General features: G+C 49.0%; 13 protein-coding genes. 4 read left to right on the top strand and 9 right to left on the bottom strand.

Going from position 1 to position 16,777, the window contains the following annotated elements; genetic code table 11:
- Window positions 1-66 precede the first annotated feature (66 nt).
- The gene (gene dusA / locus SIB79_RS11845) at window positions 67-1,071 is read left to right on the top strand and encodes a tRNA dihydrouridine(20/20a) synthase DusA (RefSeq protein ID WP_063404344.1); all 1,005 of its coding nucleotides are present in this window, start codon (window positions 67-69) and stop codon (window positions 1,069-1,071) included.
- Window positions 1,072-1,080: 9 nt separating this feature from the next.
- On the opposite strand, the gene SIB79_RS11840 is transcribed toward dusA, so the two are convergent.
- The 7 genes from SIB79_RS11840 to SIB79_RS11810 form a co-directional block, all read right to left on the bottom strand.
- Window positions 1,081-1,665 (bottom strand): RNA recognition motif domain-containing protein, encoded by a 585-nt coding sequence (locus SIB79_RS11840; protein WP_413681109.1) that lies wholly within the window; start codon window positions 1,663-1,665, stop codon window positions 1,081-1,083.
- 123 nt (window positions 1,666-1,788) lie between these two features.
- Window positions 1,789-3,201 (bottom strand): argininosuccinate lyase, encoded by a 1,413-nt coding sequence (gene argH, locus SIB79_RS11835; RefSeq protein WP_063404348.1) that lies wholly within the window; start codon window positions 3,199-3,201, stop codon window positions 1,789-1,791.
- Between the two features lie 29 nt (window positions 3,202-3,230).
- Entirely contained in the window at window positions 3,231-4,634 is a 1,404-nt protein-coding gene (locus SIB79_RS11830; protein WP_063404350.1) for a PP2C family protein-serine/threonine phosphatase, read from the bottom strand.
- Window positions 4,635-4,697: 63 nt separating this feature from the next.
- Window positions 4,698-6,152 carry a signal recognition particle-docking protein FtsY gene (ftsY, locus tag SIB79_RS11825; protein WP_063404352.1) on the bottom strand — a complete coding sequence of 485 codons (1,455 nt, stop codon included), beginning with the start codon at window positions 6,150-6,152 and terminating at the stop codon, window positions 4,698-4,700.
- On the bottom strand, window positions 6,152-6,787 hold the full coding sequence (gene nusB / locus SIB79_RS11820; RefSeq protein WP_063404354.1) for a transcription antitermination factor NusB: 636 nt from the start codon (window positions 6,785-6,787) through the stop codon (window positions 6,152-6,154). The genes ftsY and nusB overlap by 1 nt, the downstream gene beginning before the upstream one ends.
- Window positions 6,788-6,816: 29 nt before the next feature.
- On the bottom strand, window positions 6,817-7,569 hold the full coding sequence (locus SIB79_RS11815; protein ID WP_041374634.1) for a DUF502 domain-containing protein: 753 nt from the start codon (window positions 7,567-7,569) through the stop codon (window positions 6,817-6,819).
- A gap of 68 nt (window positions 7,570-7,637) precedes the next feature.
- Window positions 7,638-8,252: an HpsJ family protein gene (locus SIB79_RS11810; RefSeq protein WP_063405308.1), complete on the bottom strand. Its 615-nt coding sequence runs from the start codon at window positions 8,250-8,252 to the stop codon at window positions 7,638-7,640.
- Between the two features lie 86 nt (window positions 8,253-8,338).
- On the opposite strand from SIB79_RS11810, the gene queG reads away from it, so the two are divergent.
- From queG to SIB79_RS11795, 3 genes are all read left to right on the top strand, one after another.
- Window positions 8,339-9,313, top strand: coding sequence for a tRNA epoxyqueuosine(34) reductase QueG (gene queG / locus SIB79_RS11805; RefSeq protein ID WP_063404356.1), 975 nt, complete (start codon window positions 8,339-8,341; stop codon window positions 9,311-9,313).
- 9 nt (window positions 9,314-9,322) lie between these two features.
- A complete protein-coding gene (locus SIB79_RS11800; protein ID WP_063404357.1) occupies window positions 9,323-10,216 on the top strand; it encodes a tetratricopeptide repeat protein in 894 nt (297 codons plus the stop codon).
- 77 nt (window positions 10,217-10,293) lie between these two features.
- Entirely contained in the window at window positions 10,294-12,783 is a 2,490-nt protein-coding gene (locus SIB79_RS11795; protein WP_063404359.1) for a DNA topoisomerase (ATP-hydrolyzing) subunit A, read from the top strand.
- Window positions 12,784-12,818: 35 nt separating this feature from the next.
- On the opposite strand, the gene purF is transcribed toward SIB79_RS11795, so the two are convergent.
- A complete protein-coding gene (gene purF, locus SIB79_RS11790) occupies window positions 12,819-14,276 on the bottom strand; it encodes an amidophosphoribosyltransferase (protein WP_063404361.1) in 1,458 nt (485 codons plus the stop codon).
- Window positions 14,277-14,335: 59 nt separating this feature from the next.
- Window positions 14,336-16,720, bottom strand: a complete 2,385-nt coding sequence (gene purL, locus SIB79_RS11785; RefSeq protein ID WP_063405310.1) for a phosphoribosylformylglycinamidine synthase subunit PurL — start codon at window positions 16,718-16,720, stop codon at window positions 14,336-14,338.
- Window positions 16,721-16,777: the final 57 nt, after the last annotated feature.

The following is a 16,777-nucleotide window of genomic DNA, read 5'->3' as shown; positions in this document are numbered from 1 at the left end:
CGCAGCCAAAATCAATGACCTTCTTTCTAGGAAAGCGCAACACAACTATGAAGGCAGCATGAATCAATGATTGCTCGTTTCACGCCACAGGTTGATGGTGCTTATCGGTTCAGCGTGGCTCCAATGCTCGACTGCACAGATCGACACTTCAGGGTACTAATGCGACAAATCAGTCGCCGGGCGTTGCTTTACACGGAAATGTTGGTGGCCCAAGCTCTGCATCACAGCAACCGTCTTGATCATCTGCTCGATTTCGACATCATCGAGCATCCCCTGTCTCTACAAGTAGGAGGCGATGATCCAAAAATGCTTGCAGAAGCAGCGCGTCTGGCCGATGCCTGGGGCTACGACGAAATCAACCTCAACGTGGGATGTCCCAGCTCAAGAGCAAAAGCAGGCAACTTCGGTGCCTGCCTAATGGCTAAACCTGATCAAGTCGCACGTTGTGTTGAAGCGATGGCGATGGCGAGCCCTCTTCCAGTCACCGTGAAACACCGTCTAGGAATTGATAATTTCGATAGCGACGCTCTACTCATGACCTTTGTCGACCGAGTGTCCATCGCAGGAGCCACTCGCTTTACTGTGCATGCACGAAAAGCCTGGCTAGAAGGGCTTGACCCCAAACAAAACCGCACGATTCCACCACTTCAACATCAACGAGTCACCCATCTCAAGCAACAACGCCCGCAGCTCACTATTGAAATCAATGGAGGACTAGAACACCCTGCCGACTGCCTAACAGCGCTGCAAACCTGTGATGGGGCAATGGTGGGGCGAGCAGCGTATGCGCATCCGCTCCGCTGGCAGAGCATGGATGAGCTGGTCTATGGAGAAGAACCACGCTCAATCAATGCTTCTCAAGTCATAGGAGGATTACTCCCTCATGCCGAAACCCACCTGAGCCGAGGTGGCCGGCTATGGGATCTTTGCCGACATCTTTTACAACTCGTTGAAGGGGTACCGGGCGCCAAATCCTGGAGACGAGACCTTGGCATTAAGGCTCAAAAAGCCGATGCCGATCTAACAGTGCTGCAAAAAGCAGCCCAGCAACTTGAAGATGCCGGGCTATAAGGACTTCACTCAGCCCTCCGCTCCCCCATATCCGCTGTAGCTGTCACCACCTTCACCCTCAGGTGCAGCTCCTCCCCTACGACGACGAGTGCGACCCTCGTCATAGGAACTTGTTTCAGGAGGGGCTCCGCCATAACTGCGATCTTCCCAACCACGAGCTCCGGAACCACGATCTCCACCACCGCCACCACCGCCATATCCGCCGCCACCACCGCCATATCCGCCACCACCACCGCCATATCCGCCACCACCACCGCCATATCCGCCACCACCACCGCCATATCCGCCGCCACCACCGCCATATCCGCCACCACCACCGCCATATCCGCCACCGCCGCGACGGGGCGCACTGCCACGTGGCTCTGCCTTATTGATCCTCAAAGGGCGACCCATCATTTCCGCCCCTTGAAGAGCTTCGATAGCCGCAGGCTCAGCTGACTCATCAGCCATCTCAACAAAAGCAAAGCCCCTTTTGCGTCCTGTGTCGCGTTCCAAGGGCAAAGCACAATTCGCAACCTCACCAAAAGGTGCAAACAATTCAATAACGTCTTCCTGCTCAGCGCGGAAGGGGAGATTGCCGACGAAAATACTCACTTTCCTTGTGGACCGTAAAAAAAGTAGTGGACCAATTGGCCAGGTATAGCCATTAGTTCATGATTCGAGAATGAATCAATCCACCTTTGGCGCTATCAGCGTAGACCCGCCGAGGCATTTCGATCATGACAGAACGGAATCAAGGCGGCTACGCCAGTGGCGCAGTTGCTCCTCAACTCGATCAAAACCAGTGCCACCTTCACTAATCCGCACAGCCACAACCCGCTTTGGAGCCAATGCTTCATGCAAATCCTCAGCAATAGCAGAGTGAAATTCCTGCCATTGTTCAAGGCTTAGATCACAAAGCAAAATCCCTTCGTCTAAACAACGCTTCACAACCGCACCCACCAATTGGTAGGCCTCCCGAAAGGGCACTCCTTTAGCAACCAAGTAGTCAGCCACATCAGTGGCATTGGAAAAATCGGATTCAACGGCAGCTGCCAAGCGTTCCGAACAAAACTCCAACCCTTGCTCCATCAAAATCGACATGGCTTCTACACAATCTTTAGTAGTGCGAACGGTGTCAAAGAGAGCTTCCTTATCCTCCTGAAAATCCTTGTTGTAAGCCAATGGCAATCCCTTAATCATGGTCAGGAGACCCTGAAGGTGACCAAACACACGACCACATTTGCCTCGTACCAATTCAGGCACATCAGGATTCTTCTTCTGAGGCATCAAGCTGCTGCCAGTGGCACAACGGTCGCTGAGACGCACAAATGCAAATTCCTCAGACGCCCAGAAAATCACCTCCTCCGCCAGGCGACTGAGATGGACCATGACCAACGAAGCCGCCGCTGTGTACTCAACAGCAAAATCGCGATCACTTACCGCATCCAGGCTATTCGCGTAAATACACTCAAAGCCAAGTGCTGTTGCTGTATTTTGGCGATCAATAGGCACTGATGTTCCTGCAAGGGCAGCCGCGCCAAGCGGCGAAATATTGACTCTTCCGCGAACATCTTTAAGCCGATCTCTATCCCTTTGGATCATCTCGATATAAGCCAAAAGATGATGGGCCAAGCAAAGCGGCTGGGCACGCTGTAAGTGGGTGTAGCCGGGAATCAAAGTTTGACGATGGGATTCTGCCTGTGTCAAAAGAGCATGCTGAAACCGCTCCAGTTCACAATCCAAATCATCCAAGCGACGCCGTAACCACAAGCGCAGATCCGTGCCTACCTGATCATTGCGACTTCGGCCGGTATGAAGTTTCTTACCGACAGGCCCCAATAAAGCGATCAGCCGCCTTTCAACAGCGAAATGAACATCTTCATCAACAAGTCCTGGCTGAAACTCTCCTGCCGCTGCCTCTGAGCGGATTTTCTCAAGGCCGCCCTCAAGCTGAGCCGCCTCTTCAAGACTGATCACTCCACATTCGCCAAGCATGCGTGCATGAGCGATAGACCCATCCAAATCTTCTTGAAGCAGAGTGATGTCAAAGCTGATGGAAGCATTGAACCGCTCAATAACCGGATGCAATCCCTCTTCAAACCTTTTGCTCCAGCCTTCTGCAGAACCACCGGTTACTCCACCTGCCATCCCTTCATGAGCAGCGAGTCAACAGCTTGTCAGGCCAGGGACACAGACGGCAGCGTTACCTCCTCTGGCACTTTCAAAACCACCATTGAGGCATCATCTTCCAGTTGATGGTCCACACCGACAAACCGATCCAAACGGGCAAATAACTGATCAAGAATCCCCTGTGCGCCTAAACCACTTCGACAAGATCCCTCCATTGTGCGAATCAAGCGAGCTTCATCAAAACGATCTCCGGTGATGCCAGGAGCTTCGGTAACACCGTCTGTGTAGTAAATAATCACGTCACCAGGCTTGAGCAAAATTTCACCACAGCTGTAATCCGCCTCTGGCTGAAGTCCAATCAACAAACCAGGCACATCAAGCCGGCTCACACTGCGTTGCTCAGCTCGCCAGATCAGAGGAGGATTATGAGCAGCATTTGCATAGCGAAGACGACGCGTGCGCGGATCGTAGTCAGAATAAAAAAGAGTCACAAACCTATGGGACTGAGCCAAGTCCTCTTGAGCTAGCTGATTGAGATCATGGAGAATCCGATTTGGCGGCAGACCACTTAACACCTCTGCACGCAACATGCCCCTGAGCATGGTCATTAATAAACCAGCAGGTACGCCCTTACCCATCACATCTCCCATCACAAGACCCCAACGACCTCGTTCCTTGCGTCGACCGATCAGTTCTGGACGGGTAGGAATGAAATCGTAATAATCGCCGCCAACCTGAAAGGCGGGACGGCAACGAGCTGCAAGCTCGACACCTTCAATCACAGGACAACGATCCGGCAAAAGCTGAGCCTGAATCTCTGCCCCGATACTGAGTTGACGATCAACCCGCTCGTGAAGACGGGCCTCCTGAAGCATCAGATCGTTCTCAATAGCCACCCCAGTCAGGTCTGCCACCAACTGCACATGGCGACGGTGAACATCACTCCAAATCAGAGCTGCTTGAGGATCAAAAACATAAAGCCTGCCACGCTGCTGCCCGCGAGCAACTAATGAGGTGGCAAACATCCCGGCCCTAGCCAAATGGCGCTGAACCAGCTGATCCATAGCAAGAACCTGTGCCTCATCAGTACCGAAACCTGTGGCAAAACCTGCTTCAAATGAAGCCAACTGCCTCACTAATTCCTGACTCTGATCAAATGGAACTGCCTGAAGCTGCTCCCTCCACAAACGACCATCAGCCTGAAAAGGCACGAGCAATGCTCCTTGTACGCCCACCAGGCGGGAGGCCACCACAGGGACCAATTCGAGAAAACGATGCAGATTGGTGAAACTGCGCAGGGCAAAACCCAACGAAACCAACAAGTCCTGATTGCGGCGCTGCTCCCTCGACAAGCTATCAAGCAATTGCCGCAACGACGTAGAGGCTGACACCTGCTGAGAAGCGCTACGAAAAGAAGGCGTCGGATGTCGCCGTGGCGACTTACTGCTCACAGCAACGGCACAGCAGGGTTAGAAAGTTAGCAAGATCAACTGCTTCAGGCAGCCGCCAGAACATCAATAGTTAGCCAAGAGTGCCTCAACAAATTCAAAACTGTTGAACGGTCGTAAATCACGGATCCCTTCACCAGCGCCGATAAAACGAATCGGCAACCTCGCTTCTGAAGCCACCGCTAAGGCCACGCCACCACGAGATGTGCCATCCAACTTGGTAATCACTACCCCTGTAAGAGCGGCCGCCTGGGCAAAAGCCATGGCTTGTCGCAATCCGTTCTGACCTTGACTGGCATCAAGTATCAAAAGAGATTCAACCCTGGCTTCAGGTGCTAAACGATCAATAATTCGTCGAACCTTTTGTAGCTCCTCCATCAAATTGTGCTTTGTCTGCAAACGACCAGCTGTGTCAACAAGCACAAGGTCTGTTGATTTAGATCGGGCCGCACCAATTGCATCAAACACAACAGCAGCAGGATCAGCATTGGCAGTGGAATTGGCTATGACCGGAACACCACTGCGAGCACCCCACACCTTGACCTGTTCAACAGCAGCGGCCCGAAAGGTGTCAGCAGCAGCAATCAAAGCGGTATAACCACTGCGTACTGCCAAGTTTGCCAACTTGCCAAGAGTGGTGGTCTTGCCAACACCATTGACTCCCACAAATAACCAGATATTGAGACGACCCCGTTCTGGCGCTAAAAGATCAGTGCCAGTGTCCTGAACCGGAGCCTCCAAAAGATTGCAAAGTTGTTGTTTAAGAAAGCGAAGTCCTTCAGCAGGATCCACAACTTCTTCGTTCATTCGGCGACGAAGCGCATCGAGAACTTGATCCGTAGCTTCAACTCCCGCATCAGCTCTCAAAAGTAATGTTTCAAGGTCATCAAGAACCTCAGGAGTAAGGGGGTCATCCCCGAGGTTTTCCAAAAGGCCTTTGACAAAACCTTGACGGGTCTTTTCAAGACCACGCCTGAGTCGACCCAACCAATCAATCTCCTCTAAAGAAATTTTTTCCGGCTTACGCCCCTGTGCGGCAAGCACTTCTGCAGACCACGCAAAGGTTTCGTCAAACTCACCAAGCTTGGGTTCAGGCGACGTTTCCGAAAATTGAGATTGCTGAGCTAGTTGAGGCGAAACCTCCTCAACCCTTGCTTCAAGCTCTTGTTCACGAGACTGCCTCTGGAGCGCAGCTTGCTCCAATAAAGAACCCCCAGCCTCAGGACTTGAAGACTGAGCAATCAATTCAGGTTGAACATTCGCAGTAAGGACTGTTTCGCTAGCAGAGTCAATCTCAACTGAAGCCTGTGACGTTTTCTGCTGCTCTTGCTGTGCTTTTAAGCGGGCATAAGCACTGCGAGCCCACTCCAAAGAGGATTCCTCCTGGTTCATTGGAGAAGATTCCTCTTGATTATTAAACGAATCGGAGCTGACATCCTCAGAGCCTTCTGCCTTCTCCTCTAAAACTTTCTCAGTAGAAACATCGTCACTGGCTTGACGATTAAACCAGTCGTAAACCATTAGGCCAACGTCACAGTAGAGGCATCATTCAAGCGTCTCAACACACCATTAATCATGCGACGACCTTGATCATCGCTGTAGCGATGGGCCAATTCAACAGCTTCATTGCAAGCCACAGCAGATGGAGTCTGAAGAGCAGTCAAGTCCACCACGGCCAACCTCAAGATATCCCGATCAATACGAGGCAAACGACTCAAGCGCCAGCCCTCCATAACAGCATCAATACTTGCATCAATGCTGTTGCGTTGTTCTATCACCAACCTCACACGCTCTAGAGCCCCAAGCCGAATCTGCTCCTGGTTTCCTAAAGCCAGCAAACGTGGGATTTCCAAACTTGTTGAAACACCATTAATCACCTGTTCTGCACCAATAAGACAAGCCTGTAAATGCTCACGAACCTGACTCGTAGAGCTCGCATCACGATCTTGAAACTCACTATCGAGTAAATGCTGTTGAGCATTCTCAAGCTCAACAGCACAAGTATCAAGACCCTCTCTCCAATGCTGACTCAGGGTATCAAAGGCCTTCTGAAGAAGACTCTCCAAAGATATTGTTTTCAACCTCGAACTTTCACGTTCGGGAATCTGACCAAGCACCAAAAGAGCCAGTTCTCGAGCAAGTGATCTAGAATGCATGATCGACACAAGAACTGGAGGAGACGAACTCAAACCTGGGTCGTAGTCGTAGAAGACGGGGCAGTATTAGAACGCAATTGAGTCATCAAACTTGAGAAACTACGATTCATAGGAGGCTCTTGTTCATCAGGGTTCACAATTCCTGCTGAAATAATTGTGCGGAAAGCATCCTCCACGGAAATATTTAAATTGCGAACCGAAGATTCCGGCACCAAGGTATACCAACCTGTGGTGGGGTTAGGAGCCGTGGGAATAAACACACTCAGCAAGGGCTGATCAAGCTCAGCTTGTAGTGAGGGACCTACCAAACCGGTCACAAACCCAACACTAAACAAGCCCTCACGGGGATATTCCACCAACACCACTCGACGAAAACGCTTCGAATTATCTCTTAGGAACGTTTCCAAAAGCTGCTTAAGGGTCTTATAAACCGAACCAGCAAGAGGTATCCGAGAAAGAGTTCCCTCACCAAACTCAAGCAGCCAACGTCCAACAATATTGCGAGCCATCAAGCCAATCAAAAGGATGCCAAGCAACGGCACCGTAAGGCCCAGGCTCAAATTAATCAGATCCTGAAGAAGTGGATTAAGGGTGATGAACGGATTGACCTGTTTGGGGATCGACGTAAGAAATGCCAGTACAAATCTGCTTACAGTGGTAGCCAACCAGATCGTTGTCGCCAAAGGTATGACTACCAACAACCCTGCAATGAGATCGTTCTTGAGATCCTGCTGAAGCCTTGAGGTCAGCGGAAGATCTGTTCTGGGATTGGACTGCACCAAGGAAAGTCTGAGGCCAAAAGCGGACTTGATTGAACCAACCTAACCAGCTGTCTGACTTCTGCCGAGTTTTAAAGCACGGCTGTGAGCGCCAGCAACACAAAAGCCACTGCAAGCACAACAGCACTAAGGGTGCCACCAAAACGACGCTGATTCACTGCAAGATTGCGCTGCCGCTCCATTTGCTGGATCTGCTGATCCATCTGAGTCAATTGACCAGAGACGAAATCATTGGCTGCCTTTTGCTGATCTTCATCTGTTGCAGTAGCAGGCAACTGACCAGCTTGTGCAAGCTGATTACCAAGGACCTTGAGAGCTTCAGGGTTCTGAGCCTGTCTACGGGCTTCCTCAAGCTGATCTCGCCTTTGCTTCAAAGTTTGATTTGCCTGACCAGCGAGGGTCTGATTACCGGAGATCGCCATGGGAATCACTGCGATCATGGCAATAGCAAAAAGACTAGAAAAAGCACAAATCAGCCAGCGAATCGGCAGTTTTGCTTTGCCTGGATGATCCAGCCTGGAACTGATCAACATCAGCAACAGACCTATAAATCCCATCGGAGAAAGCGTAACCAAACGCTGAACCATCACTTGCTGAAACTCCACCGAAGCCCAATCGCTTGCACCAAGCAAGACAACCATCTGCAACAGCAGCAAAATCACGAGGGTGAGTCCAAGCCAGCGCATCAAAGGAGTTAAACGACCGGCTGAACTTGATCCCAACTCAGAAGCAGGCAAGGCACGATGCCAAAAGGTAATCAAGTGTACGGTTGATGGTTGTGAAAATCTGCGCCAAACAAGATCAACTCAGCCATGAGCTCAAAGAGCAAGCAAAAAAACAAGGTTTTGATCCTGTAGGAATTGCCAGGTTCCCTGGTAGTGACCGACTCCAACTTCGCTCCGCTGCTCTACAGCGCTGGCTAAAAGCTGGTCATCAGGCCGACATGGCATGGATGGCCTCATCGCAAAGGCAACAGGCGGACCAACTACTCGAAGGGATGACAAGCCTGCTGGCGGTAGGTCTGAACTACTTCGTCAATGTACAAAGAGCTCCAGGCAAATTATTTGTTGCTCGCTATGCGTGGGGACGGGACTATCACCGAGTAATCAAGCAAAGGCTCCGAAGAGTAGGTCGCTGGCTTGAACAACAGCGACCTAACTGCCGCTGGAAAATCTGCGTAGATACCGCTCCATTACTCGACAAAGCCTGGGCAGAAGAGGCCGGTCTCGGTTGGATCGGCAAGCACAGCAACCTGATCAATACCCAGCGAGGTTCATGGATGGTGCTGGGTCATCTTCTTTGCACCGAACCACTCACCCCAGACCAACCCGCCCAGTCCCTGTGCGGCAAATGCCAATCCTGTGTGGAGATATGTCCCACCCAAGCCATTACCGAACCTTTTGTGATCGATTCACGTCGATGCCTGGCCTACCACACAATCGAAAACCGCAACCCTGACTTACCAGAAAACATTGTGAGGTCCTTGGGGGATTGGGTCGCCGGATGTGACATCTGTCAAGACGTCTGCCCATGGAATCAACAATCTCTTCCCCATAGCAATGATCCTGATGTACAGCCTCGTGATTGGTTACTCAAGCTGACGCGCAATCAAGCCCTCTCATGGAGCGATACAACTTGGAGTGAACAATTACGCGGATCTGCTCTGAAAAGAATCAAACCATGGATGTGGCGTCGAAATGCAGCCTCAACGCAAACCAACAAACCTCCTACGCTGCAAAAGCACTAAATCCATGGAATGAAACTGAACCAGCTGCGATATAAACCGCTTAACGGCTGGCTCAGAGGAGCTGTTCTAGGGCTCATCACCACAATTGTGGCAACACCTCCGACTCATGCCCTCATTCCCTACGTCTACGAGCCAAGTCCTCTTGAATTAAAAGGAGCCAGCCTCGGCATTGGACGCACAGCCGCCCAATTGCTGCAACTGGGTCAACCAAAAGAGGCCGCGCTCTTGGCAGCACTTGCTGTCCGACTGCAACCAGAAGATGAGCGTCTCTGGTCAATTTTTGCAGAAGCCCAACTACGCAGCGATCAACTTGATGCTGCAAGCCATTCTCTAGCGCGAGCAAAACAACTCAACCCCAAGAAAGCAGGCCTTTGGTTCGCTGAAGCTTCCCTTGCCCTGCGCGATAACCGGCCTGCAGACGCCGTGAGCCTCCTCATCCAAGGTCTAGAACTCGACCCAAATAATGCTGGTGCTTACTTTGACCTAGGCAACGCAAGAGTGATGCAAGCCAATCTTCAAATCGCTCTCGAGGCCTTTGAAAAGGCATCCGGCTTGCAGCCAACATTCTGGGAAGCCGTTAACAACCAAGGAATCGTGTTGTTTGAAATGGGCAAAATCAAAGCTGCCATCAACCGCTGGCGGCGTGTACTACAAATCAAACGCAATGCTGAACCAATGCTTGCCCTTGCGGCTGCATTGAATCAAATCAACCCTGACAGCACAGAAGCACTCGCACTTGCCAACCAAGCCCTTTCAGAAAATCCAAATTACGTCTTACCAAGACACCAGAAAGAGCAGCTCTGGGGAGAACGCCTTCGCCAAGCCACTAGTCATTTACTGACAAACCCAAATCTACGATCAGCTGTGGAACGAGCTGAAGCCAACGCTGATACAAACCAATAGGCACTGATCAACAATGCGGGTATCCGCTAAGTAGATCTGTAGGCTGAGCGCTTTAAGCCCTCTAATCCCAAATCTGGATGGCCGAGGAGCGCCTTCAACCAATCGCATTGCATCAAGAGATGCAACGCTCCTATCTCGAATACGCGATGAGCGTAATCGTAGGAAGAGCATTGCCCGATGCCCGAGATGGCCTCAAGCCAGTTCAGCGGCGCATCCTATTTGCAATGCACGAGCTAGGCCTGACGCCAGATCGTCCCTATAGAAAATGCGCCCGTGTTGTTGGAGATGTCCTAGGGAAATATCACCCTCATGGCGATCAAGCCGTTTACGACGCACTCGTTCGACTCGTTCAGAACTTTTCAAGCCGTTTCCCAGTATTGGATGGACACGGCAACTTCGGCTCCGTTGATGACGATCCGCCTGCGGCCATGCGTTACACAGAAACGCGTCTGGCTTCAATCGCCCATATGGCGTTGTTGGATGAAATCGGAGAGGAAACAGTTGATTTTACTGCGAATTTTGATGGCTCCCAACAGGAACCCTCAGTACTGCCAGCCCAACTTCCCTTCCTGCTACTAAATGGTTGTTCGGGAATCGCCGTAGGTATGGCGACCAGCATTCCACCCCACAACCTTGGCGAAGTGGTCGATGGATTGATTGCCCTGATACGCAAACCCGATCTCAGTGACGACAAATTACTTGACCTAATTCCTGGCCCAGACTTTCCAACTGGTGGAGAGATCCTGCTGGGCACTGGCATCCATGAAACCTACCTCAAAGGACGCGGCAGCATCCCAATGCGTGGCGTGGCCCATGTCGAAGAAATACAACCTGGTAAGGGTCGGCACCGCCGAAGTGCTGTTGTCGTCACTGAATTGCCCTATCAACTCAGCAAAGCTGGTTGGATCGAAAAACTGGCAGATCTTGTTAACAATGGAAAAATCGGTGGCATTGCCGATATTCGCGACGAAAGCGACAGAGAAGGAATGAGGATAGTGGTGGAACTTCGCCGAGATGCCAACCCAGAGAATGTTCTCGGCGATCTGCATCGACGCACCTCCTTACAAAGCAATTTCGGTGCAATTCTTCTGGCTCTTGTTAACGGCCAGCCCCAACAACTTTCACTGAGAAAATTATTACAAACTTTTCTCGAATACCGAGAACTCACAGTTATCCGAAGAACCAACCATGCCCTAGGAAAAACAAAAGCTCGCCTGGAAGTGGTGAAAGGATTAATCACAGCATTGAACGCACTACAAGCTGTCATTGCAATGATCCAAGAGGCTGCCGATGCTGCTGCTGCAAGAGCCCGTCTGATGGTGCAATTAGATCTCAACGAAAAACAAGCCGACGCTGTTCTGGCAATGCCACTAAGACGACTTACGAGTCTGGAACAAAGCAGTTTGAGGCAAGAAGCCAAAGAACTACAAGGAAAACAAGAACAACTTCAATTCCTTCTCGAAAATCGAGAAAGCATGCTGGAAGTACTCATTCAAGAACTTCGACAGCTCAAAAAACGCTTTAACAACCCCCGCCGAACTCGCCTTGTGGAGGGTGGCGATGATCTGGTCGCTGAGCGAGCGGCAAACCAAAGACCGAATGCGGAAGTTCAACGACAACAAGCACTATCCGCCCTGCCAAGTGATGGACGAATACTCATCCAGCAAGACAGCCAGGTCAAGGTAATGAGCCCTCAAATCCTCGGTCGACTTCACCTCAACGAAGCCTGCAAACTCAGCGATGGACCTTCGCCAGCCAGATTGATCTTGCCAATTGAACCAGCCCCACGTCTACTTGCGGTGACAAACAATGGTCGAGTAGCTCTAGTCCGCTGGGAATTTGCAGGGCAACAACCCGGGTCGCTGGAACGCTTCCTACCAGGAGGATTAGAAAAAGAAACATTGATCAACATATTCCCCTTGCCCGTAGATCAAAACCTAAGCCTAGGCCTACTTAGCAGCGATGGACGCTTCAAGCGATTACCCATAGAAGAAGTAATGGAACTTTCCGGAAGAGCAGCAACCATTGTTAAATTGAAAGATGGTGTTATCTTAAAATCAGCATTCATTTGCAAAGCAAATGATGATGTTATTCTAGCAAGTAATATAGGGAGAGTAATCAGAATTAATGTTAATAACGACAGCATGCCATTGATGGGAAAATTAGCTCAGGGGCCTATGACAATGCGACTATTACCAGAAGAAATGGTCGTTGGAGCAGTTTCTTGTCCACCAAACTGTGAAAGCACTGTATTACTTGCCACACGCCTAGGTAAATTCGCCAAAATATTGGTCTCTTCGATAAGAGTCTGCCAGAGAGGAGATTTAGGGGAAATTGGATTAACAATAAAAGATTCAAGCCAAGATCAAGATCGAGTCGTTGACATCTGTAATGGCAATAGGTTGGTCGGCCTAGTCAGTAGCCAAGGTCGCCATGGCCGTATTGAAGCTGGAAAGCTGGAACTGACCATACCGATCAAACCGAGTCTAAATATCGTGGAATTAAAAGACAACGAAGAAATTCAAAAACTGGTGCCACTAATCACAACTAATAATATTATAGATTAAACATTTAACACTTAAGTCCTTGATGATCACCTTTATTAAGACAATTGTGTGCGTTCTATCCAATCGAGATATTCAGAAGTAACTGTCCCTGTAATATACTCTCCGGTAAAACAAGAAAGCTCAAGTTCAGAAACACCTGAACCTTCAACAATTGCTGCTTGTAGATCAGCAACCTCTTGATAGACCATGTGATCAGTTGAAAGTTCAGAAGAGATTTCAGGAATAGTGCGATTATAAGCAATCAGCTCATGACGATTTGGCATATTTATACCATAAACATGTGAATACCGCACTGGTGGTGCTGCAGAGGTAAACGTGACTTTATTCGCACCAGCAACTCGAGCCATTTGTACTATCTCCTTCGAAGTCGTACCACGTACAATTGAATCATCCACAATTAAAACATTCTTACCCTTAAATTCTGTTCCCATAGCATTTAACTTTTGTCTAACAGATTTCTTACGTTGAGCTTGTCCAGGCATGATAAATGTACGGCCTACATAACGATTTTTAAAAAAGCCCTCACGATATTCAATCCCCAGCTGTCTAGCCACTTGCATAGCAGCAGGCCGTGAAGAGTCAGGAATTGGCATCACAACATCTATATCTCCAGATGGCGTGTACTTTGCAATAGTTTCTGCAAGTCGATCCCCCATCCTTAATCGAGCCTCGTAAACCGAGATTCCACTCATCACTGAATCAGGTCGAGCAAGATAAACATACTCAAATGAACATGGCACAAGACGCGGATTCTTCGCACACTGACGTGAATAAAGCTCGCCATTTTGAGTAATGAAAATCGCCTCACCAGGATCAACATCCCTAACAATCTCATAATCACCATTCTCTAATACCAATGACTCACTAGCGACAATCCACTCATCAGCACCTTCTAAAGACTTACGTTTACCAAGTACCAATGGCCTAATGCCAAACGGATCACGAAAGGCAAGAAGACCGTGCCCTGCAATCAAAGCAATAGATGTATAAGAACCTTCTACTCGTTGATGTACAGATGTAACAGCATCAAATACCTGATCTGGAGTAAGATCACTGCCATAAATTTTTAATTGCAATTCAGTAGCTAGAACATTAAGCAACATCTCCGTATCACTCTTTGAATTTGTGTGGCGACGATCAATATTGAACAAGTCGCGATCAAGCTCTCGAGTATTAGTAAGGTTACCGTTATGAATAAGAATGATTCCGTAAGGAGCATTCACATAAAATGGTTGTGCTTCTTCTTCCCGCTCAGCTGCACCCTTTGTTGCATATCTAACATGACCAAGACCAATATTACCGATTAAGGAACGCATATCACGTGTGCGATAGGCCTCCCGCACTTGCCCCCTTGCCTTATGCAAGTGAAAAACACTGCCATCCATGGTGGCTATGCCAGTAGAGTCCTGACCCCGGTGCTGTAGAAGCAGCAAGCTGTCATAGATCTGCTGATTGACCAGCGCAGTAGAAACAATGCCAACAATGCCACACATGTGAAGCTCAACTCCTCAAATGCATAAGCCAAGGAAGACATTTTGCACCAAAGCTCAACTCAGACGCTTGAAGAGAGATCCAAGCCCATACGACGAGGGATTGCCTGCTCAAAGCACTCCCTCAGCTGATTCAAAGGAAGCTGAACCAAGCGATTGCCAGCCTGAGTGATCAACAACTCCTCATCAGCCGTAACAACACCAAGGTACTGATCAAACACTGAGCCAGGGGATGTGGTCTTTGCCTGATTTAAAACCTTTTGCCAGGCAACAGCCTGCGTGGATGGAACACTCACCAAGATGCGTGAACCACCTTCAGCAAATAACAAGCGATCCAATCGAGCATCGCTGGATGGTAACTCAATATGTGCACCCAAATTTGCAGCGATACAACACTCAGCAACTGCAACTGCAAGACCTCCATCACTTAAATCATGAGCAGAGCGAACAAATCCTTCAGTAATAGAATTGCGTAGGAAAGATTGAACTAAACACTCAAGTTTCAGATCAATCTCCGGAGGCCTACCCGTAACTAAACCATGAATACATTCAAGATAACTACTACCCGCAAGGCTAACGCGAGGATCAACAGCAACTGTTGTATCGATAGGCACCCCTAAAAGCCAAATAAAATCACCAGGCTCAAACCAAGCCTGACCACACACATTTACAAGATTATGAACTAAGCCAACCATTCCAACAACTGGTGTTGGGTGAATAGGTTGTATTTTTCCATCAGCTAAGCGAGTCTCATTATATAGAGAAACATTTCCTCCAGTTACTGGTGTTGAAAAAGTCTTGCAAGCCTTAGAAAGACCACGACAAGCTAAAGCCAATTGCCAATACCCAGTAGGCGTTTCCGGAGAAGGAAAATTGAGATTATCTGTGACAGCCAAAGGCTCCGCACCAACACAACTAAGATTTCTGGCCGCTTCTGCTACAGCGGCCATAGCACCACGTTCTGGATCAAGAAAAACCCATCGATTAGGACAATCAACAACTGCCGCAACTCCCCGCTTTACCTCATCTACAGAGCCTTTACCTTGCTGTGGACGTAATCTCACAACAGCAGCATCAGAAACTCCTGGGGCTGAAACTGTATTGGCTTGAACCTGATGGTCATATTGACGATAAACCCAACGTTTTGAAGCAATCGTAGGGTCATCAAGTAACTTTAGAAGAATTTCATCCCATGAAAGATTACTACCAAAATGAGATTGTGAATTTAAATTGATCCCTTTTAAACCAACAACTGGTAATAGATTCTCCTGCCAGTCCCATTTAGCCTGAATCTCTAGCGGAGGATCACTCACTAATTCATGTCGATCAATTGGAGTGTCATCAGCTAATGCATTAGCAGGCACCTCAGCAACAACTTCTCCTTTTTGCAAAACACGAACCACCTTCTCTTCAAGAACGCAACCAACAATTGCTGCTTGCAACCCCCAACGGATAAATCTCTCCATCAAAGATTGCTCTTGTCCAGGCTTCACCACAAAAAGCATTCTCTCTTGAGATTCCGAAAGTAAAAACTCATATGGAGTCATCCCAAGCTCACGAGCAGGAACTCGATCAAGATCGAGTTCAATACCAAGACCACCCTTAGCAGCCATCTCCGAACAGCTACAAGTAAGACCAGCCGCACCCATATCCTGAGCAGCAACAACATCGCCACTCTTAAAAGCTTCAAGACAAGCTTCAATTAAACCTTTTTCCAAAAATGGATCACCAACCTGAACCGCAGGACGATCATCCAAAGAAGCTTTTGTGAGCTCTGCACTAGCAAAACTGGCACCACCCATACCATCACGACCAGTTGTACTACCGACATAAATCACCGGATAACCAACACCATGAGCCCCAGAACAAACAATCTCATCTGTTTCCATCAGCCCAAGAGCCATTGCATTAACTAACGGATTGCCGGAATAACTGGAATCAAACGCCACCTCACCACCAACGGTAGGAACTCCCACGCAATTGCCGTAATGAGCTATACCTTCAACGACCCCCTCCATAAGACCAACATTACGTTCATCTTCAAGAGGTCCAAAACGTAAAGCATTAAGAAGCGCAATAGGCCTTGCACCCATAGTAAAAATATCTCTCAAGATTCCACCAACACCTGTAGCAGCTCCTTGAAAAGGTTCCAATGCAGAAGGATGATTGTGGCTTTCGATTTTGAAAGCCAAGCTCTGCCCATCTCCTAAATCCACGACACCAGCATTTTCTCCAGGACCAACCAAAATCCGATGACCACTTGTAGGAAAGCTGCTGAGCAAAGGCCTTGAATTGCGATAACAACAGTGTTCAGACCACATCACACCAAACATTCCCAGCTCAACTCGGTTAGGTGCACGTTGGAGACGACGACAAATCTCGTCGTAATCATGTGGTTTAAGACCTTCATGACGTAAAGCCGCAGCCACGTCATAGTCAACTCTCAAATCGGGGCCCTGACACACGAGATCTAACTCATCTCTTCCCAGTTTTGCTTATAAAGC

The sequence above is a fragment of the Prochlorococcus sp. MIT 1342 genome (assembly GCF_047304495.1).
Taxonomy (GTDB): Bacteria; Cyanobacteriota; Cyanobacteriia; order PCC-6307; family Cyanobiaceae; genus Prochlorococcus; species Prochlorococcus marinus_D.
Note: the sequence above shows the minus strand (reverse complement) of the source record. Positions and strands in the feature narration are given on the sequence as shown.

Excerpts from the sequence above, each read along its gene's own strand:
- dusA (WP_063404344.1), top strand. The coding sequence starts at position 67 with ATGATTGCTCGTTTCACGCCACAGGTTGATGGTGCTTATCGGTTCAGC.
- argH (WP_063404348.1), bottom strand. The coding sequence starts at position 3,201 with ATGGCAGGTGGAGTAACCGGTGGTTCTGCAGAAGGCTGGAGCAAAAGG.
- ftsY (WP_063404352.1), bottom strand. The coding sequence starts at position 6,152 with ATGGTTTACGACTGGTTTAATCGTCAAGCCAGTGACGATGTTTCTACT.
- nusB (WP_063404354.1), bottom strand. The coding sequence starts at position 6,787 with ATGCATTCTAGATCACTTGCTCGAGAACTGGCTCTTTTGGTGCTTGGT.
- SIB79_RS11810 (WP_063405308.1), bottom strand. The coding sequence starts at position 8,252 with ATGCGCTGGCTTGGACTCACCCTCGTGATTTTGCTGCTGTTGCAGATG.
- queG (WP_063404356.1), top strand. The coding sequence starts at position 8,339 with ATGGTTGTGAAAATCTGCGCCAAACAAGATCAACTCAGCCATGAGCTC.
- SIB79_RS11800 (WP_063404357.1), top strand. The coding sequence starts at position 9,323 with ATGAAACTGAACCAGCTGCGATATAAACCGCTTAACGGCTGGCTCAGA.
- SIB79_RS11795 (WP_063404359.1), top strand. The coding sequence starts at position 10,294 with ATGGCCGAGGAGCGCCTTCAACCAATCGCATTGCATCAAGAGATGCAA.
- purF (WP_063404361.1), bottom strand. The coding sequence starts at position 14,276 with ATGTGTGGCATTGTTGGCATTGTTTCTACTGCGCTGGTCAATCAGCAG.